This is a genomic window from Limnobacter sp. SAORIC-690, from assembly GCF_002954425.1.
Classification (GTDB): Bacteria; Pseudomonadota; Gammaproteobacteria; order Burkholderiales; family Burkholderiaceae_B; genus Limnobacter; species Limnobacter profundi.
The window spans coordinates 818,118-844,357 of record NZ_MQVZ01000001.1 but is presented as its reverse complement, the minus strand read 5'-3'; the positions used below and the strand labels follow the sequence as shown (position 1 = coordinate 844,357).

The window sequence follows — 26,240 nt, the reverse complement described above, 5'->3', positions numbered from 1 at the left end:
CATGCTTCAACTGCTCACTCAATTCATTCGCCACTACCTGCTTGCAGTGCAGTTTTTCACACGCATACCCATTACCGGAAAATTGGCTGAGTGGGTGGGCTTCTCGCCCGCCATGTTGCGTGCCAGTGCTGCACATTTTCCCGGTGTGGGCTGGCTAGTGGGAGCAACATGTGCAGCCGTGTTGTGGGGCTTGGTGTGCGCCTTGCCTGAAGTACCCGCTGCAAGCTGGGTGGCAGCCGTGTTGTGCACCGTGTTCAGTGTAATGTTGACGGGTGCGTTTCATGAAGACGGTTTGGCCGACACGGCTGATGGCTTGGGTGGCAGCATGAACCGCGAACGCGCGCTCGACATCATGAAAGATTCCCGGGTGGGCACCTATGGCGCACTGGCGTTGGTGCTGGTGGTGTTGCTTAAAATCAGCCTGCTGACCATGTTGTTGCAAATCGCAACCTTGACGATTGCAGCGGTGGGCGTGTTGGGTGCGCATGTGGTGTCGCGCTTCTTGCCCTTGTTAATTATTCGCAGTTTGCCGCATGTGGGCGACACACATCAATCCAAATCAAAGCCACTGGCTGATCAAATTGGCAACCGTAGTTTAGCGGTCGCCACGGTGTGGGCTGCAATGGTTTTTGGTGTGTTGTATGCGCTTGCACCGGGCGCACCCTGGTGGGCAGCTGCTTTGGGCGCCGTATTGGCACTGGGTTATATGTGGCGCTTGCTAAAACGCAGGTTGGGCGGATTTACTGGCGACGGTTTGGGGGCCACACAACAAGTGTGTGAAGTGGTTTTTTACCTGGGCTTGTTGTTGGCTTGGCCGCTGGCTGCTGTGTCATGAAGCTGTGGTTGGTTCGCCATGCCCCGGTGCTGTTACCTGCAGGAATTTGCTACGGCGCAAGCGATGTATTGGCCGATGATGCGGCCAGCCTGCAATCGGCCCGGCAAGCAGCAGAACAATTGCCGCCAGGCTTGCCTGTGCGTGTTTCAGGCCTGCTGCGCGCGCAACAACTTGCAAACCATTTGGCGGCGCTACGGCCCGATCTCCCCACCGCAATTGTAGATGTCCGCTTAAATGAAATGAACTTTGGTTGCTGGGAAATGCAGCCTTGGGACGCAATTCCACAAACCGAATTCGACGCCTGGCTGGCTGATTTTGATCACCATTGTTTTGGCGGTACTGAAAGCACACATTTGGTGTTGCAGCGCGTGGGGAAAGCTTTAAGTGGCGTGCAGAACGATGAATTGTGGATTACCCACGCTGGCGTCATTCGTGCGGTGCAGTGGATTGTTGAACACGGTTTTGAACCTGTTCAAAAGGCTGAAAACTGGCCGAAAACGGTGGTGGAGCCAGGTGGGTTGTATAGTGTGGAAATTCGGGGTTAATTAGATGCTTGTCCATTCAAGGTTGATTACACGCACAAGAATTCGTTGTTTTTCCTCTGGGTTCAGCAGGCTCAAAAGATAGTCTTCAATCTGGTTGGGCGTTTGAGGTGTTGGTGAGCCATTGAGTGTTTTCGGTATGTTTCCCCGCGAATGTTTTCCAAACCAAAGCGCCAAGTAAATGCCGTGCCCATCCGCATTTTTTTCAATTGAATATTTGTTAATCAATTGGTCGCGCAGGCTAGTCCAAAGGTCTTTGTTCCAGTCGCATTTGAATTCTAGTGGAACAGAAAATTTGTTGCTGAAAGAGGCCCGAATGTCTGCACGTTTGCTGTTGACATACTGGGCTTCAGGTGAACATTCCACACCGTGCGGTGACAGCCTGCTTTTTAGCTCACTGAAAATAATATTTCGACAATCGTTTTCATCTTTCGGGCGGCGTTCTTTATAGGTATCCCAAAAGCGCGCGTAAATGTTGGCATTGTCCTTATGGATTGATTCTACATAGTCATCCAGATGTTCCACAACCAATTGCTGTAAGTCTTTGACATCAACAGGCTCGCGATTCTTCAGCACCTTGATCAGGCTTTCCGGTTTCAGGAATTCAAATGACTTTTCCCGAATGCGAATTTGTGTATCGTACGCAGTGTGTTCGAGATAAAAATGAATTTTTTCAAGTTCAGGCAATTGTTGTAGCCGTCGAAGTTCAGTCAGCGCAGTAGGGTCTTCGCTTTCACCAAGCTGCGTAATCAAGCGGCGCAAGCTCCACCACAACTCACCAGAACGGCTAGTCGTATGTCCCCCATTCTCAATTTCAGGGTTCGTATTCGTTGCAATCACTTCAACCAAACGGGATAAAAACATGGCCGACGTACTTGGTATGTAATTGTTCTCGTTTGAATTGTGTTCTATGAATTGGAAAAAATAATTCGCCTTGGTTTGTGAAGTTGTTACTTCAGCGATCAACAGGTTTTCATGGGCAGGCGTGTCAATTGCCAGACCAGTCATGATCCAGTAAATACGCTGGCCAGCATCCATACTTTTGCTGTTCAACTTGTTTTTGAGCATGGGCTGCAATTTTTCGGGCAGGTTTTGGATGGCAAAGTAAAGCAAACGCCGTAAATTGCCAAGTTGATCCACACGACTTTTAACCGGGTATTTCTCAAGCACCTGGGGTACACCAATTAATGCAACTTCCCGGTATTCAGGCCAATCGCAAATTCCGGAAATGTTTGCTCCTTGAAGTTGAACCCTCTTGAAGCTGGCCAGCATAAAACGAACCCAAACTTCTGAAACCAGTTGTGGATTGATGTGGGCAAGATATGCCAGCCACGTGGGCTTTTCTTCCAAGCCATAAGCCAGTTGCGTGGCAACAAAACTTTTCAATCTTTCTTCTTCGATTGATGTAAAGGCTTTTGGGCTTTCATCGAAAAGAACTTCCAGGCCAATAATTACAGGGAAGTGATTCCAAGGCCTTTTGCTGTTTGCATACGACTCGATAATTTCAGTGTAGTTTGCAAAAGTCGACTTCAGAATGAATTTTGTAAATCCTGTTCTGGCTGCCTGATAAACTTCCGTGCCATTGAAGCAAAGGCTGTCGAATCGCTGTTGTGGGTTGCTGCCACGTACATCAGTGGCAAGGTCCAGCCAAACAATTGCAAGGTTATAAAAAATTCCTAAATTGGCGGTGCCAGCTTTAATTGCTTCTAAATTGCTTGAAAGTGTTTTCGTGGTTTCAGCTTTTCTTTCATTGGCTGTATGTATTGAATTATTTTGACGTTTGGCCAGCTCAAGTTCTGCGTCTGAGCGTTCATGAAAAAAGTGCGATTGAATGTAGTTATGGTGCTCTGGGTGTTTTAACGAAAAGTCTTCGATCATCTCCAGCGAAAGCCCTCCATTGCCCTGCTGGAATGAAATGCAGCGTATGGCTTCTGTCAGGTGAATTTCAACGGCAGCGCGGATGGCTGCGGACTGCGCTTGTTTCAAATGCCATAAGCCCAATTGGGTGGGCAATTGATTGATGCAAACCCACCCTTTTTTTTTGTGGTAGGCATGGTAAGGATGTTTTTTTGAAAGTGATTTCTCAACGGCTTTTCCAAGGAATGAAAAGTATCGACCTTCCCTTTCAGCAAACCACCTGCCAATTTGCTCTTGGTTTTCTGCGTTTCTTTGTACATGACCATATTCATCCTGGCCAATACCAAGCCATGTGAATAATTGTTCATCATTTACGTCATCACCAATTTCATTCAGTGCGCGCAATATCAACTTGCCGCACATCCTTTGCAGGTTAAGGCTTTCTGTTCTCGACCATGGCAAATCAGGTCGTTTGGCCAGTTGGTCCAGCAAAACTGGAAGATCACCCTTCGGCACATTTTTGGTAATTCATGTTCCCAAAAATAAAGATAGTCGCCGATTAAATTTGGATTTCTGGCACGATGAAGGTGACCAAGAATCGATGCTGAGGGTATTGCCAAGGGGTAGAGTGTACTCAGCAATGTGCCCAATAATTGGTCTTCTGCATCTTCGATATCATCATTCTTAATTCGATCAAGCAATGACAAAACACGGCTTTGCTGTTCGGGTGCAACCAACAGTACATCAAGCGCCGCGCTTCGAATACTGTCCCAGAAACTGTGGTCTGCGATAATATTCTCTAAAGCACATGCCAATTCCTCGCTTATATTGTTATTTTTTAATATGTTGAGTAACTCACGTATGAATGCTTGGTGGGTTTTCTCTCGGGATGTATTTGTGAAATTTTCGATAAAAAATGATTCAAATTCCGGATCCCAAAGGCCTTGAAGTGGGCTTTTGAATTGCACTTGCCAGTTAAAGCCAAAATAAGACTGAGCTTCCCTTTGGAGCCCTAGAATCACTTCTTTCTTTTGTGCTGTGCTTAGGCAGGCCGCATCGCCATAAATTGCAATAGCCAGCGGATCAATTTCAACCATGCGCTGAAAAGCACTCAGGCTAAGCGTGGCAACCCAGGCGAATAATCCCCGCAGGCTGGAAACTGTTTTTTTATCGAACCCTTCAAACAAGCGCAAAACGCGCCCGACTGGCAAGGCGTGTTGTTCAATCTGTTTTGCTATCCATTGTGCTGCCAGAAATTCTGCAACTGTTCGGTGAATAGGTTCAACAGTGTCCTGTAAGTTCGACGGGCGAAAAAGTGCACTTCGCAGTGCGCGCAAGCTTAGTTGGTCAAGCCCACCCAGTTCATCGGTTTGTAAATGGGTACTGCGGTTTCCTTTACCATCGTTGATGGCTAAGCCAGCGCGTTTACTGAACAGCATGATGCTGCACAAGTAGCCAGCTCGATCTACTATTCGTTCAGTGGAGTATTTTTCATTTAGAGCGAATTGTTGGTAATAGGGATCGTGTTCTTTGGCCAGTTTCGCAGCGGCGAATTCGAAAACTTCGCGCCTGGATTCTGGAAATTCTTTTTCGTGAATAGCCTCTATCAGCAGCTTGATTAACAAGGGGTTGCAAAGTAAGGGATTCAAGTTCTGTTGTTCAACCCGGTTCAGAAATTCTTGGGCTGGCATATTCCCCGGTTTTGAATCCAATGCCTCCGCAATGTATTGCTGCACGAATTCATCGTCGATTGTCAGTTCATCGAGCTTGAACACCCGCAGTGCCGGATTAACCCGTTTTAGTTGGTCATGGTCCAGCTCGCCATACCAGTCTGCCGCGCGGCATGAAATTCTGAATTGCGGGCAGCCTAAATTAATCAGTTTCTTGGCGACTTTCCCTAGTAGATTTCTGCTTTCTGTCGTGGTGTTCCGTTCTTCGTCTAAGGCGTCCAGATAAATCACCGGAAGTTTTTGTAGATCTGTAATTTCTGATTCAAGAAAAATGCCAATTCGCATTACTTCTCCACCGGTACTTTCGCATTCCGTCTCGAATGCAGTACTTTTCCCGGATCCCGGCTCGCCCAGAAGAACCCACGACTTCACTTCTCGAAGTTCGGCCAGCGGTATGACTTTACGTTGTAAGTGCGGAGAGTCGTTTCTCAACTGATACTCGGTGACTGTGCGTGGAATGAACATGCGCTTTTTCTACCCCAACCAATGATTTGCGGACGCACTCAAAAATTCGTAGACAGGAATTCCAGCATCGCCAACCAGCAGTGTTTTTGATCCAGTGTGGGTTTGACTGAACGCTTGCAGTCCTTTATGCGCTATTCCTGTTTTTCCGCTCTTTACCTCAATGCCCAGCAGCTTTGCAGGTCTGCTCAAAACAAAATCCACCTCATGTCCATCTTCACGCCAATAATGAACATCGCACTCGTCGTGTGCCGTATTCATCAAATGTGCTCCCACGCTGGTTTCTACAAGACGCCCCCAATAACTTCTGTCAGCCTTGGCTTCCTCAAAAGTGTAGCCAGAAAGTGCCGACATCAGCGCCGTGTTGTGTGCATTGAATTTGGGCGGTGAGGCTCGCTTGCGATGCTCTTTGCTGGCGTATTTTTGAAGCCCGCTGAGCAGTTCTGCGGCCGACAGCAGACCAATGTAATCGCTCAACGTTGTTGTATTGCCTGCTTCTTGCAGAAGCCCTCCATCAACAATTTTACTAAGTGCCAGAATTTGACCTGAATAGGCCCCGCAACCCAGCTCAAACAGTTGCTTCAGCAATGCGGGTTTGTGAATCCGGTTGTGTTCAAGAATATCTTTGTCGATGATCGGATCAATCAGCGAATTCCGTATGTAAGCCCTCCAGCGTTGTTCGTCACCGATCAGGCTGGCTGAGCCGGGGTATCCACCAAAATAAATATATTGATCCAGTGTGAAGTCGAATGCTTCTTGCATTTCACGAAACGACCAGTGGCTTAAATGAATGCGCTCAAAACGGCCTGCCAAGCTTTCTGTCAGGCCTTTTTGCATCAGCCATGGCGATGATCCTAGTAGCACCACATGCATTGGCAATTCTTCAATTCGATCTTTGTCCCACAGCCCTTTTACAACTTCTGACCAGTTCGGAATTTTCTGTATTTCATCAATTGCCAGAATATAGTGTGTACCGTCGTTGATGCGCCGCGCCATGGCTCTTGCTTTGTTCCAGGTGTGAACAAGCCATTCTTCTGACCTACGTGGAGGGGCGTAATCTGAACCATCATTTGAATCGAAGTCGAACTGTGTGAAGTTGGTTGAAATGGTTTCCGCTTCGTCTGTTGCCACAAACAACCTGTGGGCAGCTGGCTGTTCATCAAGAAGCTGATTGACCATGGTGGTTTTTCCCACCTGCCGGGGACCGGTGACGGCAATCATGAACTTGGGTGTTTCCTGAAGCCTTTGCCGAAGTGTTGATATTTGATGGCGACTGTACATTTTGACAATATTGAGTAAATTTACTCAGTATTGTAATACAAAATTCCGCTTATTAAAATATCTTATAAGGAGTTGTTTCTAAATGAGTATTTTATTTTGACTGTTTCCCATGCGTTGTCCGTTCTACCCACCTACCGGCCCCTTCAAAGACCAAACCCTTTGGCCCACGCACTTCATTCTGGTTTGCATAGGCCCAGTTCAAGGCCTTGCACATTTCATCTGAAAACTCGTTTTCGTGTTGCTGATGCAAATCCATGAACTGTTTGGATGCCACCATGGCGCGCAATTCCTCAAGCAGGCCCGGCTCGTTGATGTAACGCACCACGCCATGCACGTAGTTTTCAACTGAATCGGCCACGCAGTATTCAGCCAGTCCTAGCGAAGCCAAAATGTCGTAGTCACTGCGCGAATGGGGTTCGGCACCGATCAGGCTGATTACGGGCAGGCCCAACACCATGCAATCGATGGTGCTGGTGGCGTTGCCAAACGGGAAGGGGCTGAGTGCCAGGTGGTGCTGGTTGAGCATGTTCAGGTAGGCTTCATAGCCCGTGCGGCGGGCCACCACGGCGGTGGGGAAGAAGCTGCGCAGGCGTTTCTCGGTTGAAAGGTGGCCAACACCATATTCATTGGGGAAGAAGGTGAAGCGAATCGGCTTGGCCGAGAGGCGTTCAATCTCCTTCAGCGCAGTCATGAAGCCCAGGTTGATCTTCATGGTGTTGCAGGGCACCGCAATCGACACCACAGCGTCATCCAGCACTGCGGGTGGTGGCAGTTTCAAGTCTTTGTGGGCCTCGGCCACATTGCCAATTTCACTCTCCAGAATCAGCATGTTCTCATTCACCACGCCGGGGCCACCAAATACGCGGGTGGTTACAAACGCCATGTCCATCTCGCTGCTAAAGCTGCTGGCCGGGTGGCCAAAGCTCATGGCTTGTAGTGGGGCCCAGCGCAGGTTTGCGAGTGAAATTCCCCAAGAGCGCATACCCACACTCATGAACCAGGCAATGTCGGGGGTGCATTGGTTCAACACCGGTTGCAAGTTCATTTCTTCTTCGGGTATTTCAATGAATTCATCGAACAGGCCGATGGATTGATCATCCACATCGGCTTTCATTGACACCATCACCAGGTAGTAATCGCGTTTCAGGCGTTTGATCATGGGGGCATACCAACGGTACATGGCGTGCACCGACTTGAACGTTTCGGCAATCACCACCATCACGGGTTTGTTGTCGATATTGCCTGCATGCCGCACGCTGCCAGCAGGTTTGGCCTGTATGCCTTTGGCCTTGTGCACACGTTTGAACCACTGGTTCAGGTGTTTTTTGATTTCATGTTTTTTAGGCGATGTGCTGTAGCTGCACAGCATCCAGATATTCGATATCAATGCGCGGTATTGGTCCAAGGGGCGCAGCGCACTGTAGGGGTTGTACTCTTCCAGCAGGAAGGTGCGGCCAGCGTCGCCTGTCACAGTCAAGGGCAGGCGGTCCAGCAACAGCCCAATCGCCAGCAGTGCCGAGGTTTCCGTGCTTTCCAGGGTCAGTTCCACCAGGTCGGCTGGGTCAAGGTCGCCCACGCTGGCCAGCAGCAGGGCGCGCACCAAGGCGGGGTTGTCAGTCAGTTGTTTGGCTTTGCGCTCGTGCGCTTTGTTCAACAACAGCTTGAGCACGGCGCGGCTGTTGCCATAGCCGGAAACTTCAAACACATGGCTCATGAAGCGCTTTTGTTTGGTCAGCACCAACAGGCTGTTCAGGCTCAGGGTGTGCTTCAGATCGGTCAGCACATTCACGTACAGCGCGGCAAACCGCGTACACAATTCGGTTGTGCCTTGTATGTTCAATTGCATCAAGCTGGCATAGGGTTTGTTCTGGCATTCATTCACCAGCAGTGCCAATTGGTTGATGGTTTTTTCTGCGTCCTGCTGTTGAATGAATACCCCACTCTCGATGTTTTGCAGTTTTGCATCAATGTCATCAAACAGCGGTTGTAGTTGTTCTTCCAGGCTGGCTGTGGTCATGGCTTAGACAATCTCAAACTTAAAGTTGAACGGTGCGGCCAGTGGCCGAGGCTTGTGCAATCGCCTGGCTCAAGGCCAGGCCTTCTGCAGCAACGCCAGTCGACAAAGTGTAGGCATTCAGCTTTTCATCGCGCATGGCTTGCGCAATGTCGGCGTAGTAGTTGGCAAACGCCTCGATAAAACCCGAGGGGTGGCCGGCCTTGAAGCGGTTGTAGCGGGGCTGTGCGGTTATTTCACTGCCCGTTGAAATTCGGTCGAGCAACATGCGGTTGCCTGCTTCATCGGCAGCCTCAATCATTTCCGGGCTTTCCTGATGCCATTGCAAACTGCCCTTGGTACCAAACACGCGTATGCGCAAGCCGTTTCGATAACCCAACACGGCTTTGCCATACCACGCGTTGACCATCAGGTTGTTGCTGTATTGAATGACAGCATCCACTTCATCAATCAGCCCCGGCGATACGTTGGTGATTGCGCGTTGCCAGGCGTTCACGGCAACTGGCGTATTGCCGCACACAAAATTCACCAGGCTGTGCAGGTGTACAAACAGGTCGAGCGACACACAGCTGATGTCGCCGTCTTCAAGCCGCCATGCCTGAATAGCGTGGGTTTTGTTTTGGTTGCTCAGCCGCATGTAGGAGTCTTGCGGCATTTCGACCATCACCTTGAACACGCTGCCAATCGCCCCGCTTTCCACGCGGCGTTTCATCTCGCGCACAGCGGGGTAGCCGGTGTAATTGAAAATTGAAAACACCTGGGTGTTGTCGGGGTGAATGCGGGCCAACAGTTCCTTGCATTCCTGCACATTGGCCAACAGGGGCTTGTCGGAGATGACCCGCAAGTTGTGGTCGAGTGCCAAATGAATGTACTGCGCATGCGATTTGATTGGCGTGGCAATCACCACCGCATCCACTTCGTGCGCTACAGCATCGATCAGCGCTTCCGCGCTGGGGTACAGTTTGTTGGCCGGCACATTGTACTGGCGGCCAGACTCGGCATTGAATTCCGGGTTGCGGCTAAAGCACCCCGCCACCAGGTCGAATTCATTGTCCATTTTCATGGCAATTTCATGCACGCGGCCCACGGCTGAATTTACACCACCGCCTATCATGGCCACTTTGATGGGTTTGTGCAGTGGTTTCAGTGTGTTGTATTTGCTCATGTTCAATGTCCTTTGCGTGTGGCTTTAACCATTGAAGGTGTAAAGCCTGCGCTGTGTGGCAAGGCTGGCCAGTGTTTGAAGGTCGGCTGCGTTGGCGCAGCGTGCAAACAGCAGGGCCATGCGGCCCACCGGGCTTGGCGCAATGAAGTCGCCAGTGGCGGCAATGGGCACCCAACGCTCCATGTGCACCGGGTGATTAAAGTGCAGGTGTTGCAACAAGCCTTCGTGCGGCAGGGTCAGTGTGTGGCGCAAAATGAAATTCTGCTTCAAGGGGCCAGGCGCAGCACGCTGCCCCAAAAAGCCTTTGGCGTAGCTGGCCACATAGGGAAAGCCAGTTGAAAGTTCAATCAACTGACTGTACAAATCGCCAGGGCAACGGCGGGTAATTTCAACCAGCCAGAATTCATTGCCCTTCAGCAAAAACTGCGTGTGCACCAAACCATCGCACAGGCGCAGGCTTTGGGCCAAATGTTCAATTTCGCGGCGAATACGGGTGTGCACCTCCACCGGAAAGTCGATGGCCAGGTGGCTGGTGTCCACCACAAATCGGTTGGCCGAGCCATGTTCTATCACCACAAAGTCTTGCACCACGCGGCCATTCACTACAAATGCAGAATGGCTGTACAGCTGGCCCTCCACATATTCTTCGACCAAACAATCGCCACTTCTCGATTCGGCTTTGGCTGTGTCAATCGCCTTGTGCAGCTGGCTGGTTTCGCCGGCCTGCACCACGGTTATACCGCGGCCGCTGTAGGCATCGACCGGTTTTACAATCACGGCGCAAGCGGGTGTTTCATCGTTGTCAAACACGCGCGGCACCGACAAACCTTCGCGTTGCGCATAGCTGCGAAACTTCTGCTTGTGGTTGATGGTCTCTGTGGCTTCCAGGCGATCAATGCCGGGAAAGTGCAAGGTTTCCGACACTTCTGCGCAGGAGTAATACGAGCGATCATTGCAACCCGGCACCAGGTACTCAATGCCCAGTTGGGTGCATAAATCGGCCAATTCAGCGGGGTTGGAATAATCCAGTTGCTGGTAGCCCGGCGTGGCTTTTGCCAAAAAGTCGTTGGGCTTTCCACCCGCAAACATCACTGTGTGCCCGGCGTTGCGCAGGTAATTCAGGATAGGCCCTGACGAGAAATTGGTGTCCACCAACAGCACTTTAGCCACGGCTGGCCTCGTCGATAATCACGCAAATGCGCGCCACATCTTCCAGTGGCAGGTCAGGGTAAATCGGCAGGCACAGCACTTGTTCCGCTGCTTTGTGGGCGTTGGGCAAATTGCGTGGCGCAGCCGAGGACAAACCGCGGTACATGGGCATGCTGCTGATCAATGGGAAAAAATAGCGGCGACCATTGACACCGTGCTCTTGCAAACGGGCGTACAGCGCGTCGCGCGTAATGGGGTAGTGGGCATTCACGAAAATCGGAAAGTAAGCGCCGTTCCATTCCACATTCTCGGGCACGGCCATGTGTTCGATTCCGGGGACATTGGCCAGCAATTCGCGGTACAGGGCCTGTATGCGGTGGCGCTTTTCAATGGCCTGGTTCACATACTTCAATTGCAGCATGCCCATGGCGGCATTCAGCTCGCTCATCTTGCCGTTGATGCCCGGTGCCATCACGGTGACCTCGTCGGCAAAGCCGAAGTTTTTCAGGTAATCAATGCGCTGCTTGGTTTTTGCATCTTTGCAAACAATGGCACCGCCTTCAAAGGTATTGAACACTTTGGTGGCATGCAGGCTAAGCACTGACAAATCACCGGCATTCAAAATACTCTCGCCGTTTTGCTTCACGCCAAAGGCGTGGGCCGCGTCGTAAATCACCTTCAAGCCATACACATCCGCAATGCGTTGAATCTCGGTGGTGTTGGCGGGCAGGCCATAGCAATGTACCGGCAAAATGGCACTGGTTTGCGGCGTGATGGCTTCTTCAATGCGGCGGGGGTCCAGGTTCAAAGTGATCGGATCCACATCGACAAACACCGGTTGCAGGTCATTCCACAGCAGCGAGTGGCTGGTGCACACGAATGAATAGGGCGTGGTGATCACTTCGCCTTGAATGCGCAAGGCTTTCAACGCAGTCATCAAAGCAATGGTGCCATTGCAAAACAGGGAAATGAAAGGCACACCCAAATGTTCGCACAGCGCCTTTTCAAGCTGCTGGTGATAGGGGCCGTTGTTGGTCAGGGTTTTGCTGTCCCAAATCTGTTCCAGGTAGGGTATGAACTCCGCAAGCGGCGGCAGCGCTGGCTGCGTCACATAAATTTTCCGATGATCCATACCCAAGCCTTTCTATTTGATTTTCTTCATTATCCCGGCTGGATTACACAATCATTTGTTAAATATCAGGCCTCTTTCCCCTTCAGAAAAATGTTTTCCCCCATTCAGGCTTGCTATAGTTCGCATTGAATTTGGCTTGAAAACGGCCTTTATTGATCTATTTACCGGGAATTCACCATGTTTGTTGCCGGCAACGGTGTGGGTTGGCCTGAGGCCGTTATTTTGGGGCTTATCCAGGGGCTTACTGAATTTTTGCCCATTTCATCGAGTGCGCATTTGCGTATCATTGGACCCATGTTGCCCTCAGGCCTCGATCCCGGCGCAGCTTTCACGGCCATTACCCAGCTGGGAACAGAACTCGCGGTGCTGGTGTATTTTCGGCAGGACATCGCCCGAATTTTTCTCGCCTGGTGTGGGTCCTTCAAACGCAATGCCGCCAGTGGTGTGCCAATGAGTCCCGATGCCCGCTTGGGCTGGCTGGTAATTGTGGGCACCTTGCCCATCGCTGTTTTGGGTCTGTTGTTTCAAGACCTGATTGAAACCTATCTGCGCAACCTGTACCTCACCGCGATCATGTTGATTGTGTTTGGCCTCATCCTAGGTTTTGCCGACAAGGTGGGCAGGCGCCAAACCGAGCTGAGGGAAATGACCTGGCGCGACGGTATTGTGTTTGGTTTTGCGCAAGCCTTGGCACTCATTCCCGGTGTGAGCCGTTCAGGCGGAACCATCACCGCAGGTTTGCTGATGGGCTACACCCGAGAGGCAGCCGCGCGTTATTCCTTCTTGCTCGCGGTGCCCGCGGTGTTTGCTTCCGGTTTTTACCAGTTGTACAAAAGCTGGGGCGTGGCCGGCCCGGTCAGCCCGGCCAACACGGCATTGGCAACCTTCATTGCCTTCTTTGTGGGCTATGCCGTCATTGTGTGGTTCCTCAAGCTGGTCAGTACGCGTGGCTACGGCCTGTTTGTGGTGTACCGTGTGGTGCTGGGTGTGGTGGTGTTGGCGCTGTTGGCTGCCGGGGTGTTGCAGCCGCTTTAAAGTTGCAGGAACGCAGTATGCAGGTGTTGTGGTTCAAACGGGATTTGCGTTTAAGCGATCACCTTCCGCTGTTTGAAGCCATGCGCAATGCCAAGCATCACGGGCTTGTGCTGCCCTTGTACATTCACGAACCCAGCCAAATTGTAGATGCGCACACCGCGCGCCAACACCAGTTGTTTGTGCATGAGTGCCTTGATGATTTGAAGCAGCAGTTTGCACAGGTGGGTGGTTATTTGCATGAAGAATTGGGCGAGGCGGTGGATGTGTTGGCCCGCCTGCATGCACAGTTCAAATTTACCCACGTTTGGGCACACCAGGAAACCACGCAGCTTGCACAATACCGACGCGATCAAGCCGTGGCGGCGTGGTGCAAAAGCATGGGTGTGGCGCTTCATGAATTGCCCCAAAACAATGTGCAGCGTGCCACTTTCATGGCCAATCCGTTTGCTGAAAAATTAATTTTCAAACTTACCTGGACCGGGCCGCCCAAGAAGAAATCAAAAACCCGGCCGGGCGAAATTTGCAGGCCTTCTTCGCACCCCAACCCGCTGTTGAACTCAACCGTGCCACTGTGCCGCAGGCTGTGGGCGATGACAAACCATTGCGCATGATAGGTGGCCGTGCGCAGGCCCGGGCAGTGGCCGCGAAATTTTTTACACCCGCCAAGTTGAGAAGTTATCCCTTCTCAATTTCCAGCCCTTTGAAAGCATGGAGTGGTTGTTCACGCCTGTCGCCTTATCTGGCTTATGGTGTAGTGAGCGACCGCGAGGTGCTGCAAAAACTCAATGCCTTGGTGAACAGGGTGCATGGGCAGGGTGATGCGACACACATTGCAAAGGTTGAAGATGCTGCGCGGTTTTATGTGGACAGGCTGATTTGGCGGCAAGGTTATTTGCAGCAGTTGGAGAACCACACGGGTTTGGAAACCGATGCTTTTTACTGCGATGAACCAGCAGAGGTGAATCAGGAATTCTTGAATGCCTGGCAGCAGGGCCGAACGGGTTTTGCCTACGTAGACGCTTGCCAGCGCTTTTTGCAACAAACCGGTTGGCTGAACATGCGGGCGCGGGCCATGTTGGTGTCGTTTGCGTGCGTGCAATTGGGTTTGCCCTGGCAGCCCGTGGCTTTGTATTTGGCACAGCAGTTTCTCGATTTCGAGCCCGCCATTCACTATGGTCAGGTGCGCATTGCAAGTGGCACCAGCCACTTTTCGCAAATGCTGGTGTACGACCCCTTGAAACAACAGGCCGAGCAAGACCCCAAAGGCGAGTTTGTGAAGCGCTGGTTGCCGGAACATGGCACTGCCAATTACCCAGCGCCTATCGTCGACAATGCGGAATCGTTAAAGCTGGGCAAGGCGCGCTTGCATGCCATGCGCCAGAGCCGGCTCGATTAAATAGGATTGTGCGTCAGGAGTACCCCTTCAGCCCCGCACTGATATATTCGTGAAACAGCCGTCGCATTTCCTTCAAACCACCGCTTTGGTTGACCAAGGGCAATAGCCTTTCATCGTGCATCACCATTGAAAAGTCGGCCAGACCATGAATGGCCGTATTCACGGCCAAATGCACCTTAAAACGCAGCTGTGCCTCAGAGTATTGCGGGAAAAATTCAAGCAAAGTGGGCGCAAACACATCCATGTAGGGGTTGAAGTAGCGGGTCAGAAACCGCTGTCCCTGTTCGCCGGTTTGCCAAGTGAGGCGGGACAAAAACTGTATGCACACCGCACCGGTTTCGCCGCTTGAAAACAGTTGCACAAAGGGATCAAAAATCAGTTCGCACAGGCGGGTCCATTCTTTGTGTTCGGGCGCGTTGCGTGCAAATTCGGTGTGGGCCTGCTTGCAGTGAACATCAAGCTGACCTGTCACAAAATCCACCACCTCTTCCACCAATCTATCTTTGGTTTTGAAGTGATAGTGCAACGCCGACCGGTTGCCCTGACCTGAAATCTGCCGAATTTTGCTTAAGGTGACACCTTCAATGCCATGCTGTGCAAATTCATTCAACGCAATCCGTAACAGCTGTTCGCGAGTATCAATGAGAAGTGCGGCGTCGGCAGATTTGTTCATGTGTTTGTTTTTGTGAGTAAATTTCCGCTTGCCTGATTTAATACCAAAGTATTAATCTAGAGTGATTAAATACAATATAACCATAAAATCAGGAGACATGCGTGAAACTTTCAAAAGTATTCACGGCGGTGGTTGCAGGTGCAGCTCTTGGCTTGCTGGGTGCCTGTTCGTCTGAAGACGGGACTGTGGCAACTGGCCCCTCGGCATCGTCATCGGCCAGCAGCAATGTGCTTAGCAGTGAATCCTTGGCCCAGGCCATGGGTGGCAGCGAGACTCCCTTGGGCCTGGGGTGCGGGTGGATTGCGGCCAGCGATCCCGACAAAGCGAATATTGCGTTTCCTGACAGTGAGGCCAAGTACTGGGTGGCGGCTGCCCCTGTGTCGCCCCAAACCCGGTTGAGGATTGATGGCCGTTACCCGGATGCCCGTTATTTTTCCTACAACGCATACGATGCGGCGCTGCGCCCAACAGATGCGGTGGCCGACTTTGAACTCACACCTTCTGATCAAGGTCGTGAAGGCAATCCCTTCGCGCGCAAGGGTGCCAAGCCAGGTGGTGCTTACACGGCTTATCTGGAATATGGTGCATCTCCGGTTCAAAACCCGGAGGTACAACGCAAACCCAACACCTTTTACACCGGTGAAATTGGTTTGGGCCCATTGAATATTCCAAACGGTTTGGCGGTGTTCATTTATCGGGTGTATGTGTCGAATGCCGGCGAGTTTTTTGATGGTGGTGTGGGTTTGCCCGCGCTCACGCTGGAAACTGCAGACGGCAGTCGTGAGTTGGGAACACTGCCAAATTGTGCTGAACCATTCTTGCCGAATTTTGGAGGTGCTGCGCCACCCCTGGGCCTGAATGAGGTATTGCTGGGGCTGGACTACCCCAATCAGTTGGCTTTACCTTTCCCAACGGCCACCAATCCGCCCAATACACTGAAATTTTTTAGCCTGGGTGACACCGCATTTCGAATTGCAGGCAATGTAACCGGTCAAGACACCAGCATGCTGGGCGGCCGGGTCGATTCAGGCTCGGGCGGCTTTTTGAGCAATGTACACAATGCCTACACCAGCACTGGTTTTGCCCGCCGCTACGGCAGCATTGCCATGGTGCGAGCCAAAGCCCCCACCTACCGTGGACAGCCCGGCGTGGAGTTTGGGCAAGAGCAGTTGCGGTACTGGTCATTGTGCGGCAATGAATTTGCCACACAACGCTTCACCGATTGCGCAGCCGATTTTCAAGTGCCATTGGATGACCAGGGATTTTTCACGGTGGTGATTTCCGATCCAGCTGATCGACCGGCCAATGCCACAGCCGAGAACGGATTCCTGTGGTTGCCTTGGGGGCCGTATCCTGATCAACTCCTGTTGTATCGCCACATGCTGCACAATCCGGGATTCGCTGAGGCGATCCAGAATGTGGAGAAGGGTGAGGCATTGGCCGACGTCATGAAAGATTTCGCGCCTGTCGGCATTTATTGCGACCCAAACGTTTTTACACAAAGCAATCGCAGTGGCGAGGTGTTCGCCCTGTGTGAACAAGATCAAAACACCAATCGATAACCACTCATACTTGAGGAGACTACGAAATGGCAGTGCAAAAGTTGAAACACGGGTTGCTGGCCGCAGCGATCGTTTTGGGGAGTGGCGCAGCACTGGCCAATGACCTGTCTGAACTGGGCAAAAGCCTGACCCCAGTGGGCGCCGAGAAAAAAGGCAATGCGGCTGGCACCATTCCGGAATGGACTGGTGGTCTGGTCACTGTACCCAAAGGGTTTGATCCGGCAAAAGGCTATATCAATCCTTTTGCAGATGAAAAACCACTGTTCACCATCAGCGCGGCAAACATGGCGCAGTACGCAGCCAATTTGACACCGGGCCAAATGGAAATGATGAAGCGTTACCCCACTTACAAAATGAATGTGTACAAAACACACCGTACAGCCGGGTATCGCCAGTCAGTCTATGACAACGCAAAGGCTGAAGCACCGAATGTGAAGCTGGTCGATGGCGGCAATGGCGTGGAAGGCATCAAGAAGTCCAACATTCCTTTCCCCGTGCCCAAGAGCGGTGTTGAGGTGATCTGGAATCATAACTTCCGCGATTTGGGTGGTTCATTCACTCGCTACTCCGCAGATTTCCCGGTTCAGACCGATGGATCATTCACAGTGGGCAAGCGAATCGAGACCGTGTCCTTGGCCTCTCACATGGACAGCCCAGAGCCCAACCGGATTTTGTACTTCATGAACCAGATTACTGCGCCAGCCAACGCGGCCGGTGAAGTTGCTTTGGTGCATGAACCGATTAATCAGGTGGCTGAGCCGCGTTTGGCCTGGCAGTACAACCCCGGACAACGTCGTGTCATTCGTGCGCCTGAACTGGCTTACGACTCACCCGGTATTGGCGCAGATGGCCTGCGTACCAACGACGACTTGAACGGCTTTAACGGCTCCCCAGACCGTTATGAGTGGAAGTTGGTGGGCAAGAAAGAAATGTACGTGCCTTACAACAACTACAAGCTGGCTGATCAAACCTTGAAGTACAGCAACATCATCCAGAAAAGCCACGTGAATCCTGATTTGGTGCGCTATGAGTTGCACCGCGTTTGGGTGGTTGAGGCCACACTGAAGCCCGGCAAGCGCCATATCTATGCCAAACGCGTGTTCTACATTGATGAAGACTCATGGGGTGTATTGCACGCTGACCAGTACGACAGCCGCAACACTCTGTGGCGTGTTCGTGAGGTGTACGGCACACAGGCTTACCATGCACCTGCGTTTGCGTCTGCCGGTGAGGTTATTTACGACTTGCAGTCTCGCCGCTACCTGGTGGGTGGTTTGACCAACGAGGAAAAGTTTGCCGAGTTTGGCAAGAAGTACACGCCTGCCGACTTCTCGACAGCAGCCCTGCGCCGCATGGGTCGTTAAGTAGCAAGTAATCAGCGATAATCGCGGTTTGAATGTTTCAAACCGCGAGTCGCCCCATGGCCCTTAGAGCCACTGTCTACAAAGTTCAACTGGATGTGTCCGACCTGGATCGCAACCATTTCGCCCAATACCCGCTCACGCTTGCCTTGCACCCTTCCGAAACCGAAGAGCGCATGATGGTTCGCTTGCTGGCCTTTGCCATGCATGCCGGGCAGGATGTTCAGTTTGGCAAGGGTTTGTCGGCGGAAGACGAAGCTGCGGTATGGGAGGTCGACCCCACTGGTCAAATCAAGGTATGGATTGATGTGGGCCAGCCCGATGAAAGCCGCATTAAAAAAGCCTGTGGCCGTTCAGACCGTGTGGTGATTTACTGCTACACCCGCTCAGCAGAAGTGTGGTGGAAACAAAATCAGGACTGGTTGTACAAACTGGACAAAGTCCAGGTGCTGCAGCTGAGCGTGGAAGATGGCGCAACGCTGGCAAGCCTTGCACAACGCAACATGAACCTGGCTTGTACCATTCAGGAAGGCATGGTGTACCTGGGAGAGGCTGCGGTGCAGCCTGTCATCCTGAAGCCCTGATTATTTGCCTTTGTAAGCAGTTGAAATCGCCTGTGCAAAATCACGGCCAATTTCACTGCTGACATGAATGTTGCCACTGTCGCTGTCTTCAAGATTCTTGTTGTTGAAGACATCTTCATCCAGCTTCCCTTCGCTCTTCGCGACGATCAGTGACACCACGGCATCACCACTGACATTCACCGCAGTGCGCAGCATGTCAAGCAGCCGGTCAACACCCAGAATCAAGCCGATGCCCTCCAGTGGCAATCCCACTTGTGAAAACACCATCGACAGCATGATCAGCCCGACACCGGGCACTCCCGCTGTGCCGATTGAGGCCAGTACCGACATCATGATTACGGTGAGGTAGCCCGCTATACCCAAGTCGACACCGTACATGTTTGCAATGAACACGGTGGCTACGCCTTGCATGATGGCCGTACCATCCATGTTGATGGTGGCACCAAATGGCACCGTGAAAGAGGCCACTGAATTGTTCACACCCATGCGTTCGGTCACGGTACGCAAAGTCACTGGAATGGTGGCGTTGGAACTGGACGTGCTGAATGCGAACACCTGCACATTGCGAATTTTCTTCAGAAAAGTCGCAGGGCTAAGACCAGAAAAAACCTTGAGAAACAGCAACAGGGTGACAAACAGGTGAAACATCAATACCCCAGCCAGCACCACCACATAACCAATCAGTTGGGTGAAAAGTTCAACGCCCAACTCGGCCATGGCTTTGGCCAGCAGGCAAAACACAGCGTAAGGTGCGAGGGCCATGATGATGGTCACCATCTTCATCATCGCCTCATTCAGGATTTCAATCAGTTCAATGAGCTTGGTGGCTTTCCGCCCCACCATCAAGAGGCTGATACCGAAAAGAATTGCAAAGAAAATAATTGATAACATTTCCCCTTGCGCCATTGCATTGATGGGGTTCGTGGGAATGATGTTAATGAGCACGTCACTGAGTGGCGGTGCTTCACGTCCCGTGAAGTTTGCTTCACTGCTGGCATTCATGCCCTCGCCTATACCCAATCCCCCGGCTATCAAAATGGCACTGGCAATCGCCACAGCAGTAGTCATCACGTAGAAACCAAACGACTTGGTGCCAATTTTCCCCAGTAACTTCACATCGCCTATGCCGCACACTCCGCAAATCAGGGAGAACAGAACCAGTGGTACCACCATCATGTTCAATGCATTGATGAACATTTTGCCCACGACATGAAACAGTCCGCCAGTGATGAACTCCTGTACGAAACTGCCCTCTGAATTCAGGCCAGAAAAGTTGATTGCCAGGCCAACAACAATGCCCAGCGCCATGCCCACGATCACTTTGACTGTCAGGTTCATGTTCCCACTCCACTTGCTAGTTCAGGCTAAACTATAACAGCACATGGAAAATCAACATTTTGGACGCCCTGCATGTACTTTGATACGACCCAGATCAGCCCCCGTGAAAACTATCAGTTGCTGACTGGTGCAGTGGTGCCACGACCCATCGCCTGGGTTAGCACGCTGAGTGAACAAGGCATTGCCAATTTGGCACCTTATTCATTTTTTACAGTTGCCAGTTGCAAGCCACCCGTGCTGTGCGTGGTGCAGGTGAACCCGCGCGACCGCAGCGAGAAAGACACCCTGACCAATTTGCAAACCACAAAGGAATGCGTGGTGAATATTGTGAGTCATGTGCTGGTGGATGCGATGAACACCAGTTGCGGCGACTACCCACCCGAAGTCGATGAATTCGAAAAGGCGGGTTTGAAAAAATCGCTGAGCAAAGCGGTGACAGCACCCGGTGTGGAAGATGCAATGGTGCGTTTTGAATGCAATTTGCGCGAGGTCAAGCTGATTGGCGAAGGCGCCATGGGCGGCTCGATGATGTTGCTGGATGTGTTGGGTGTGGAGGTGAGCGACACTGCGATGCGAGAGGGTCGAATCGCCAATGACCTACTGGATGCCGTGGGCAAACTGGCGGTGATGGGTATTGCACCACCCGCAGCAATTTTGATTTGGCCAGGCCGAAGGTTTAAATGAACCGGGTTTTAGGCCGCCGAGCGCGCTTTTAGCAAGGGCAATGAAGCCACCAGGTCAGCGAAGCGCTGGCCTTGCACCATCACATGGCTGCGCAGCAATTCGTTGGCTGTGTCACCATCTCCGGCCAGAATCGCTTTCACGATTGCGTCGTGTTCATCCAGCGAGGTCGGGATGCGGCCGCGCACACGCAACTGCAAGCGGCGATAGGGGCGCAGCTTCTGCGCAGGCCCCAGGCCTGTTCCATCAAAAACTCATTGTGGCTGCCCCGGTAAATCACACCGTGAAATTTGTCATTGAGCTGGTAGTACTCATCGGGGTCTCCGCCTTTGGCCATTGCCGCTTTGCATTCTTCGTGCGTGGCCACCAGTTCTTTTTGCTCTTCATCGGTCAGTCGCCGGGCGGCAAGCCTGCCGCACATGCCTTCAAACTCACCCATCACCTCGAACATTTCGACCAGCTGCTGGGCTGTGAATTGCGCCACCACAGCGCCTCGACGTGCGCGCAGCTCGACCAAGCCAGCGGTGGCCAGTTGGTTCAAAGCCTCTCGGATTGGGGTTCTGGACACGCCAAATCGCTCTGCCAGTTCGGTTTCGTCTAGATGGTCGCCAGGCGGCAGTTTGCCAAAAGCGATCAGTTCTTCAATTTGGTCCCGTACGTCTTCTGACAGTTTTTTCTTCATGGGGCAATAAAAAAAATGAATCAGCGTTATTGACAATGTATACGACCGCAATTAGTCTTGTATACAAGAAATCAAATAACGCATGCAAAATGCGATGCTCTACATACAATCATAAGAGAGCGCCCGCCCAAACACAATCAGTTTCGGCAACCCCTCGAGGAGACAGGAATGAATCACGCAGCCAGCGCAGTCAAAGCGCTTGCATTTGATGTTTTTGGCACCGTTGTAGACTGGCGCGGCAGTGTTGCACGCGAAGTTGCGATGATTGCCAAACACATGAATATTCAGGTGGATGCGCTGGCGTTTGCCGATACCTGGCGCGCGGGTTATGCACCAGCCATGGACCGTGTGCGCAAGGGTGAGCTGCCCTGGATGCACATTGACAGCCTGCACCGCATGATTCTGGATTCAATCGTTGAGCAGTTTGGCCTTGCCAAATTAAACGATGAACAGCGCGAAAACCTGAACAAAGTGTGGCACCGCCTTAGCCCTTGGCCCGACACTGTTGCAGGCCTTCATGCCCTGAAAAAACAATTCACGATTACCACCCTGTCCAATGGCAATTTTTCTTTGCTGACCGCGATGGCAAAAAATGCCGGTTTGCCGTGGGACTGCATCGTATCGGCCGAACTGTTCAAGCATTACAAACCCGATCCCGAAACTTACCACGGTGTAGCCGGCCTGCTGAATTTGCCCATTGAGCAAGTGATGCTGTGCGCCAGCCACCCCAGTGATTTGCGTGCTGCCAAGGCGCAAGGCATGCGAACAGCCTATGTGATGCGCCCCTTTGAATTTGGCGAGCATGTGCCCTTGCCCAAAGTGGAAGCGGGCGAATTTGATTTTGTCGCACAAGACTTTGTGGACCTGGCCCGGCAACTGGCTACTTAGTTGGCAACTTAGGTCCACCTACACGGAGCATTGAATGAGCAAGATTTACCGGATTGGCCAGATTGTGCCAAGTTCAAACACCACCATGGAAACGGAAATTCCCGCAATTTTGCGGGCCCGCGAAGCCGTAGAGGCGGAGCGTTTCACGTTTCACTCCAGCCGCATGCGCATGCAGCATGTGACCAAAGAAGAGTTGGCCAAGATGGACGCCGATTCGGATCGGTGTGCCTTGGAGTTGGCCGACGCCCGCGTGGATGTACTGGGATATGCCTGCCTGGTGGCCATTATGAGCATGGGTTTGGGTTATCACAAAAAATCGGAAGAACGTTTGCATGGCCGCACCGTGGAAGCCGGTGGCCCTGCGCCTGTGGTGACCAGTGCAGGTGCCTTGGTCGATGGCTTGAAAGCGATCGGCGCCAAGAAAGTGGCCATTCTGACGCCCTACATGAAACCGCTGACATGCCTGGTGATTGATTACATCGAAAACGAGGGCATTGAAGTGCTCGACAGTATTTCGCTGGAGGTGTCGAACAATCTGGAAGTGGGTTTACTCAACCCGCTGGCGCCGATTGAACACACCAAGAAACTGAACACGGCCAATGTAGATGCGATTGTGGCGTCAGCCTGCGTTCAAATGCCATCGCTGGGTTCCATTCAGCCGATTGAAGACCGCGCGGGCATGCCGGTGCTGTCATCCTCGGTGGCCACCACCTACATGATGTTAAAGAAATTGGGTCTGAAGACCTATGCCCCGGGCTTCGGTTCGCTGTTGTCCGGGAAATATTGAACGAACCCAGAAATTTCGTTCGGATGTGGAAAGCGTTTGCGAATCACTCACCTGATTCAACAACGTTCAATTATTAGAAGCAAAGAGGAGACTTACTCATGCGATTTATGTTCAAACCCCTCGTGGCCGGCATGGCTGCAGCAGCACTGACCTTTGGTTTTGCAACCACCGCTTCAGCGCAAACAACCACCATCAAGGTATCGCACCAGTTCCCAGGCGGCACCGAAGAAAAAGGCGATTTCCGTGATCGCCTGGTGCGCAAGTTCGCGCGCGAAGTGGCTGAGAAAACCAATGGCAGCCTGAAGTTTGAAATTTACCCAGGCAGCTCGCTGGTCAAAACCTTTGCGCAGTTTGGTGCCTTGCAAAACGGCTCAGTGGACATGACTTTGTACCCGCTGGCCTACGAAGGCGGCAAGATTCCACAAGTCAACATCACCTTGATGCCAGGCTTGATTACCAGCTACGAACAAGGCCACCGCTGGAAAGGCCAGCCAATCGGCAAGGAGCTGGAAAAGCTTCTGGAAAGCAAAGGTGTGAAAGTGGTGACATGGATTTGGCAAGCGGGTGGTATCGCTTCCAAGAAAAAAGTATTGGCACCTGATGATGTCAAGGGCGTGAAAATTCGTGGTGCGTCCAAGCACATGGATTTGATGTTGAAGGGCGCAGGCGGTTCAATCACCAACGTGCCATCGAACGAAGTTTACAGCGCCATGCAAACTGGCGTGTTGGACGCTGCTGTCACATCCAGCACGTCCATCATTTCTTTCCGTCTGGAAGAAGTGGGCGATCACCTGACAGACGCAAGCCAGAATTCATTCTGGTTCATGTTCGAACCCCTCTTGATGGCCAAGTCTACTTTTGATCGCCTGACACCCGCACAGCAAAAGGCCGTGATGGAAGTGGGCGCGAGCCTTGAGAAGTTCTCCATTGAAGAATCCAAGAAAGACGACATGATGGCTGCCGAAGTGTGGAAGAAAGCAGGCAAGAAAGCCTATGCCATGGACGATGCAACATTTGCCAAGTGGCGCGCAGTTGCAGAGAAGTCAGCCTGGAAAGATTTCGCTGAAGAAGTGAAAGACGGCCAGAAGTGGCTGGACATGGCCACTGCAGTTAAGTAAAGCAAAGCGCACCAAACCCTCCCCACTGATGAGGGTTTGGTGTTCAAGTTCCATTCGGAGACAACTATGAACAACCCATTGTGGCGACTGTTCAGCGGCACCGTGCGCGGCATCAACCAGGCCATGGCGTACCTGTCTGCATCCCTGATTCTCGTGTGTTCACTCGTGCTGGTGTACGAAGTGGTCACCCGCTACATTCTGAATATTTCCAATGACTGGGTCATCGAACTCAGCATTTTCATGTTGATCGCAGCCACCTTTCTGGCAGCGGCGCACACGCAACGCGAGCGTGGGCATGTGGGCATTGAAATTCTGGACGAAGTGATGTCCAAACGCGCCAGCCGGATCCGTTTGCTCTTCGGCGACATTCTCTCGATGCTGTTCTGTGGTTTGGTGGCTTATTTGTCGGCAGTGTATTGCCACGAAGCCTGGGATCAGGGTTGGACCACCAGTTCCACCTGGGGCCCACCATTGTGGATACCGTACTTCTTCATGTCGTTCGGCATGCTTCTGCTGACACTGCAATTCATTGTGCAAATCGTTGAAGGTTTGATGGGCAAAGAGCCTGATCTTCCTTCACACGGACATGCAACTACAACAAGCGGACAAGGGGGCTGACATGGGTGTTGTCGAAATTGGCCTGATTTATACGGCCCTCACCTTGGTGTTGCTGTTTTCTGGCATGCCCATTGCGTTTGCATTGGGCTCGTCGGCAGTGATCATCATGTATTTTTTCATGCCTGCAACCAATATTCATTTGATTGCAGAAACCATTTTCGGTGAACTTGAAAACTTCACTTTGCTCACCATTCCGCTGTTCATTTTGATGGGTGCGGCCATTGGCAAAACCAGGGCAGCGGTTGATTTGTATGAATCGGCATACCGCTGGTTGTATCGCATGCCGGGTAGCCTGGGCGTGGCGAACGTGGCTGGCTGTACCATTTTTGCAGCCTTGTGTGGTTCAAGCCCCGCCACCTGTGCAGCCATTGGCGGCATGGGTATTCCGGAAATGCGCAAACGTGGTTACAGCGGTGCTTTGGCCTCGGGCTTGATTGCTGCAGGCGGCACGTTGGGCATTTTGATTCCGCCCAGCATCACGTTGATTATTTATGGTGTGATGGCCGAGCAATCGATTGGCAAGTTGTTCATTGCCGGTATCGTGCCTGGCATTTTGCTGGCCGTGTTGTTCTCTGTTTGGGTTGTTTTCAAATTCATTCGTGATCGCCACGAATGGATGAAAACCGCAAGCCCGGAAGAAATCGCAAAGGTAGCCCAAAAGGAACATTTCACCTGGAAGGAAAAAATGGAGTCGTTGCCACGACTGCTGCCTTTCCTCTTGCTGATTGGCTTGATCATGGGAGCCATGTACGGCGGCTTTGGTACGCCTTCTGAAGTGGCGGGTGTGGGTGCAGTGGCTGCGTTGATTTTGGTGATTGCGCTGTACAAGTGCTATCAGTGGAACGATCTTCGCGCCATTTTCACGGGCACTGCGAAAGAAAGCTGCATGGTGATGATGATCATAGCCATGTCGTTCCTGTTCACTTATGTGATGAGCTATTTGCGTATCAGCCAAAGCATGGCGGAATGGCTGGTGGCACTGGAAATGTCGAAGTGGGCCTTGTTGTTCTGGGTGAACATGTTGTTGCTGGTGCTGGGCTTCTTCCTGCCACCCGTGGCCATTATCCTGATGATCACACCGGTTATTTTGCCACCCATTCTGGCTGCGGGTTTCGACCCAATCTGGTTCGGCATCATCTTGACCATCAACATGGAGCTGGGGCTCATTACTCCACCTGTGGGTTTGAACCTGTTCGTGATCAACGGAATTGCGCCCGACATCAAGTTCGGCGAAATTTTCCGCGGCATTGTTCCGTTCATTCTGATCATTGCAGGCTACATCGCCTTCTTGTCGGTGTTTCCGGAAGTGGTGATGTTCTTGCCCGACATGTTCTACGACTATTAAGCAGG

At 51.9% G+C, this 26,240-nt stretch carries 23 protein-coding genes and 1 pseudogene; 14 read left to right on the top strand and 10 right to left on the bottom strand.

Annotated elements, in window-relative coordinates:
- Position 1: 1 nt before the first annotated feature.
- Positions 2-835, top strand: a complete 834-nt coding sequence (cobS, locus tag BSZ31_RS03975; protein ID WP_105027650.1) for an adenosylcobinamide-GDP ribazoletransferase — start codon at positions 2-4, stop codon at positions 833-835.
- The gene (locus tag BSZ31_RS03970) at positions 832-1,380 is read left to right on the top strand and encodes a histidine phosphatase family protein (RefSeq protein WP_105027649.1); all 549 of its coding nucleotides are present in this window, start codon (positions 832-834) and stop codon (positions 1,378-1,380) included. The genes cobS and BSZ31_RS03970 overlap by 4 nt, the downstream gene beginning before the upstream one ends.
- Here the strand turns inward: BSZ31_RS03970 and BSZ31_RS03965 are convergent, their stop codons facing one another.
- The 7 genes from BSZ31_RS03965 to BSZ31_RS03935 all read right to left on the bottom strand — a co-directional run bounded on the left by BSZ31_RS03965 (position 1,381) and on the right by BSZ31_RS03935 (position 12,167).
- Positions 1,381-3,645, bottom strand: coding sequence for a hypothetical protein (locus BSZ31_RS03965; protein ID WP_168426837.1), 2,265 nt, complete (start codon positions 3,643-3,645; stop codon positions 1,381-1,383).
- On the bottom strand, positions 3,642-5,429 hold the full coding sequence (locus tag BSZ31_RS03960) for a hypothetical protein (RefSeq protein WP_146106587.1): 1,788 nt from the start codon (positions 5,427-5,429) through the stop codon (positions 3,642-3,644). Before BSZ31_RS03960 ends, BSZ31_RS03965 begins: the two co-directional genes overlap by 4 nt.
- Positions 5,430-5,438: 9 nt before the next feature.
- Positions 5,439-6,647: an ATP-binding protein gene (locus BSZ31_RS03955; RefSeq protein WP_105029734.1), complete on the bottom strand. Its 1,209-nt coding sequence runs from the start codon at positions 6,645-6,647 to the stop codon at positions 5,439-5,441.
- 151 nt (positions 6,648-6,798) lie between these two features.
- The gene (locus BSZ31_RS03950) at positions 6,799-8,724 is read right to left on the bottom strand and encodes a hypothetical protein (RefSeq protein WP_105027646.1); all 1,926 of its coding nucleotides are present in this window, start codon (positions 8,722-8,724) and stop codon (positions 6,799-6,801) included.
- A 19-nt stretch (positions 8,725-8,743) separates the two neighbouring features.
- Positions 8,744-9,886, bottom strand: coding sequence for a Gfo/Idh/MocA family protein (locus tag BSZ31_RS03945; RefSeq protein ID WP_105027645.1), 1,143 nt, complete (start codon positions 9,884-9,886; stop codon positions 8,744-8,746).
- Positions 9,887-9,910: 24 nt separating this feature from the next.
- A complete protein-coding gene (locus tag BSZ31_RS03940; RefSeq protein ID WP_146106586.1) occupies positions 9,911-11,056 on the bottom strand; it encodes an acetyl-CoA carboxylase biotin carboxylase subunit family protein in 1,146 nt (381 codons plus the stop codon).
- Entirely contained in the window at positions 11,049-12,167 is a 1,119-nt protein-coding gene (locus tag BSZ31_RS03935) for a DegT/DnrJ/EryC1/StrS aminotransferase family protein (RefSeq protein ID WP_105027643.1), read from the bottom strand. The genes BSZ31_RS03940 and BSZ31_RS03935 overlap by 8 nt, the downstream gene beginning before the upstream one ends.
- A 177-nt stretch (positions 12,168-12,344) precedes the next feature.
- On the opposite strand from BSZ31_RS03935, the gene BSZ31_RS03930 reads away from it, so the two are divergent.
- Genes BSZ31_RS03930 through BSZ31_RS03920 form a run of 3 tightly spaced genes read left to right on the top strand, consistent with a single transcriptional unit; the run spans position 12,345 to position 14,598 of the window.
- Entirely contained in the window at positions 12,345-13,202 is an 858-nt protein-coding gene (locus BSZ31_RS03930) for an undecaprenyl-diphosphate phosphatase (RefSeq protein ID WP_105027642.1), read from the top strand.
- 17 nt (positions 13,203-13,219) lie between these two features.
- Complete coding sequence (locus BSZ31_RS03925) at positions 13,220-13,813, top strand: deoxyribodipyrimidine photo-lyase (RefSeq protein ID WP_146106585.1); 594 nt, start codon at positions 13,220-13,222, stop codon at positions 13,811-13,813.
- A complete protein-coding gene (locus BSZ31_RS03920) occupies positions 13,723-14,598 on the top strand; it encodes an FAD-binding domain-containing protein (RefSeq protein ID WP_168426835.1) in 876 nt (291 codons plus the stop codon). Before BSZ31_RS03925 ends, BSZ31_RS03920 begins: the two co-directional genes overlap by 91 nt.
- A gap of 13 nt (positions 14,599-14,611) precedes the next feature.
- On the opposite strand, the gene BSZ31_RS03915 is transcribed toward BSZ31_RS03920, so the two are convergent.
- On the bottom strand, positions 14,612-15,271 hold the full coding sequence (locus BSZ31_RS03915) for a TetR/AcrR family transcriptional regulator (protein ID WP_105027639.1): 660 nt from the start codon (positions 15,269-15,271) through the stop codon (positions 14,612-14,614).
- Between the two features lie 101 nt (positions 15,272-15,372).
- Between BSZ31_RS03915 and BSZ31_RS03910 the strand changes: the two genes are divergently transcribed.
- The 3 genes from BSZ31_RS03910 to BSZ31_RS03900 are packed head-to-tail and all read left to right on the top strand — an operon-like array spanning position 15,373 to position 18,778.
- Complete coding sequence (locus BSZ31_RS03910) at positions 15,373-16,833, top strand: hypothetical protein (protein ID WP_146106583.1); 1,461 nt, start codon at positions 15,373-15,375, stop codon at positions 16,831-16,833.
- 26 nt (positions 16,834-16,859) lie between these two features.
- Positions 16,860-18,197: a DUF1329 domain-containing protein gene (locus tag BSZ31_RS03905; RefSeq protein ID WP_105027637.1), complete on the top strand. Its 1,338-nt coding sequence runs from the start codon at positions 16,860-16,862 to the stop codon at positions 18,195-18,197.
- Positions 18,198-18,253: 56 nt separating this feature from the next.
- The gene (locus tag BSZ31_RS03900) at positions 18,254-18,778 is read left to right on the top strand and encodes a YaeQ family protein (RefSeq protein WP_105027636.1); all 525 of its coding nucleotides are present in this window, start codon (positions 18,254-18,256) and stop codon (positions 18,776-18,778) included.
- Here BSZ31_RS03900 and BSZ31_RS03895 read toward each other — a convergent pair whose 3' ends face one another.
- The gene (locus BSZ31_RS03895) at positions 18,779-20,116 is read right to left on the bottom strand and encodes a dicarboxylate/amino acid:cation symporter (protein ID WP_105027635.1); all 1,338 of its coding nucleotides are present in this window, start codon (positions 20,114-20,116) and stop codon (positions 18,779-18,781) included.
- A gap of 72 nt (positions 20,117-20,188) precedes the next feature.
- Between BSZ31_RS03895 and BSZ31_RS03890 the strand changes: the two genes are divergently transcribed.
- Positions 20,189-20,800, top strand: a complete 612-nt coding sequence (locus BSZ31_RS03890) for a flavin reductase family protein (RefSeq protein ID WP_240605639.1) — start codon at positions 20,189-20,191, stop codon at positions 20,798-20,800.
- A gap of 8 nt (positions 20,801-20,808) precedes the next feature.
- Here the strand turns inward: BSZ31_RS03890 and BSZ31_RS03885 are convergent.
- Positions 20,809-21,479 (bottom strand): annotated as a pseudogene (locus BSZ31_RS03885) (GntR family transcriptional regulator).
- Positions 21,480-21,647: 168 nt separating this feature from the next.
- On the opposite strand from BSZ31_RS03885, the gene BSZ31_RS03880 reads away from it, so the two are divergent.
- The 5 genes from BSZ31_RS03880 to BSZ31_RS03860 all read left to right on the top strand — a co-directional run bounded on the left by BSZ31_RS03880 (position 21,648) and on the right by BSZ31_RS03860 (position 26,235).
- The gene (locus tag BSZ31_RS03880; RefSeq protein ID WP_105027634.1) at positions 21,648-22,367 is read left to right on the top strand and encodes a haloacid dehalogenase type II; all 720 of its coding nucleotides are present in this window, start codon (positions 21,648-21,650) and stop codon (positions 22,365-22,367) included.
- A 34-nt stretch (positions 22,368-22,401) separates the two neighbouring features.
- Entirely contained in the window at positions 22,402-23,154 is a 753-nt protein-coding gene (locus BSZ31_RS03875) for an Asp/Glu racemase (RefSeq protein ID WP_105027633.1), read from the top strand.
- 98 nt (positions 23,155-23,252) lie between these two features.
- Complete coding sequence (dctP, locus tag BSZ31_RS03870) at positions 23,253-24,272, top strand: TRAP transporter substrate-binding protein DctP (protein WP_105027632.1); 1,020 nt, start codon at positions 23,253-23,255, stop codon at positions 24,270-24,272.
- A 66-nt stretch (positions 24,273-24,338) separates the two neighbouring features.
- The gene (locus BSZ31_RS03865; protein WP_105027631.1) at positions 24,339-24,890 is read left to right on the top strand and encodes a TRAP transporter small permease subunit; all 552 of its coding nucleotides are present in this window, start codon (positions 24,339-24,341) and stop codon (positions 24,888-24,890) included.
- A 1-nt stretch (position 24,891) separates the two neighbouring features.
- Positions 24,892-26,235, top strand: coding sequence for a TRAP transporter large permease (locus BSZ31_RS03860; protein WP_105029733.1), 1,344 nt, complete (start codon positions 24,892-24,894; stop codon positions 26,233-26,235).
- The last annotated feature ends 5 nt before the right edge of the window (positions 26,236-26,240 follow it).

Coding starts and splice junctions, on each gene's coding strand:
- cobS (WP_105027650.1), top strand. CDS start 2: ATGCTTCAACTGCTCACTCAATTCATTCGCCACTACCTGCTTGCAGTG.
- BSZ31_RS03970 (WP_105027649.1), top strand. CDS start 832: ATGAAGCTGTGGTTGGTTCGCCATGCCCCGGTGCTGTTACCTGCAGGA.
- BSZ31_RS03960 (WP_146106587.1), bottom strand. CDS start 5,429: ATGTTCATTCCACGCACAGTCACCGAGTATCAGTTGAGAAACGACTCT.
- BSZ31_RS03955 (WP_105029734.1), bottom strand. CDS start 6,647: ATGATTGCCGTCACCGGTCCCCGGCAGGTGGGAAAAACCACCATGGTC.
- BSZ31_RS03950 (WP_105027646.1), bottom strand. CDS start 8,724: ATGACCACAGCCAGCCTGGAAGAACAACTACAACCGCTGTTTGATGAC.
- BSZ31_RS03945 (WP_105027645.1), bottom strand. CDS start 9,886: ATGAGCAAATACAACACACTGAAACCACTGCACAAACCCATCAAAGTG.
- BSZ31_RS03935 (WP_105027643.1), bottom strand. CDS start 12,167: ATGGATCATCGGAAAATTTATGTGACGCAGCCAGCGCTGCCGCCGCTT.
- BSZ31_RS03930 (WP_105027642.1), top strand. CDS start 12,345: ATGTTTGTTGCCGGCAACGGTGTGGGTTGGCCTGAGGCCGTTATTTTG.
- BSZ31_RS03925 (WP_146106585.1), top strand. CDS start 13,220: ATGCAGGTGTTGTGGTTCAAACGGGATTTGCGTTTAAGCGATCACCTT.
- BSZ31_RS03915 (WP_105027639.1), bottom strand. CDS start 15,271: ATGAACAAATCTGCCGACGCCGCACTTCTCATTGATACTCGCGAACAG.
- BSZ31_RS03905 (WP_105027637.1), top strand. CDS start 16,860: ATGGCAGTGCAAAAGTTGAAACACGGGTTGCTGGCCGCAGCGATCGTT.
- BSZ31_RS03900 (WP_105027636.1), top strand. CDS start 18,254: ATGGCCCTTAGAGCCACTGTCTACAAAGTTCAACTGGATGTGTCCGAC.
- BSZ31_RS03895 (WP_105027635.1), bottom strand. CDS start 20,116: ATGAACCTGACAGTCAAAGTGATCGTGGGCATGGCGCTGGGCATTGTT.
- BSZ31_RS03890 (WP_240605639.1), top strand. CDS start 20,189: ATGTACTTTGATACGACCCAGATCAGCCCCCGTGAAAACTATCAGTTG.
- BSZ31_RS03880 (WP_105027634.1), top strand. CDS start 21,648: ATGAATCACGCAGCCAGCGCAGTCAAAGCGCTTGCATTTGATGTTTTT.
- BSZ31_RS03875 (WP_105027633.1), top strand. CDS start 22,402: ATGAGCAAGATTTACCGGATTGGCCAGATTGTGCCAAGTTCAAACACC.
- dctP (WP_105027632.1), top strand. CDS start 23,253: ATGCGATTTATGTTCAAACCCCTCGTGGCCGGCATGGCTGCAGCAGCA.
- BSZ31_RS03865 (WP_105027631.1), top strand. CDS start 24,339: ATGAACAACCCATTGTGGCGACTGTTCAGCGGCACCGTGCGCGGCATC.
- BSZ31_RS03860 (WP_105029733.1), top strand. CDS start 24,892: ATGGGTGTTGTCGAAATTGGCCTGATTTATACGGCCCTCACCTTGGTG.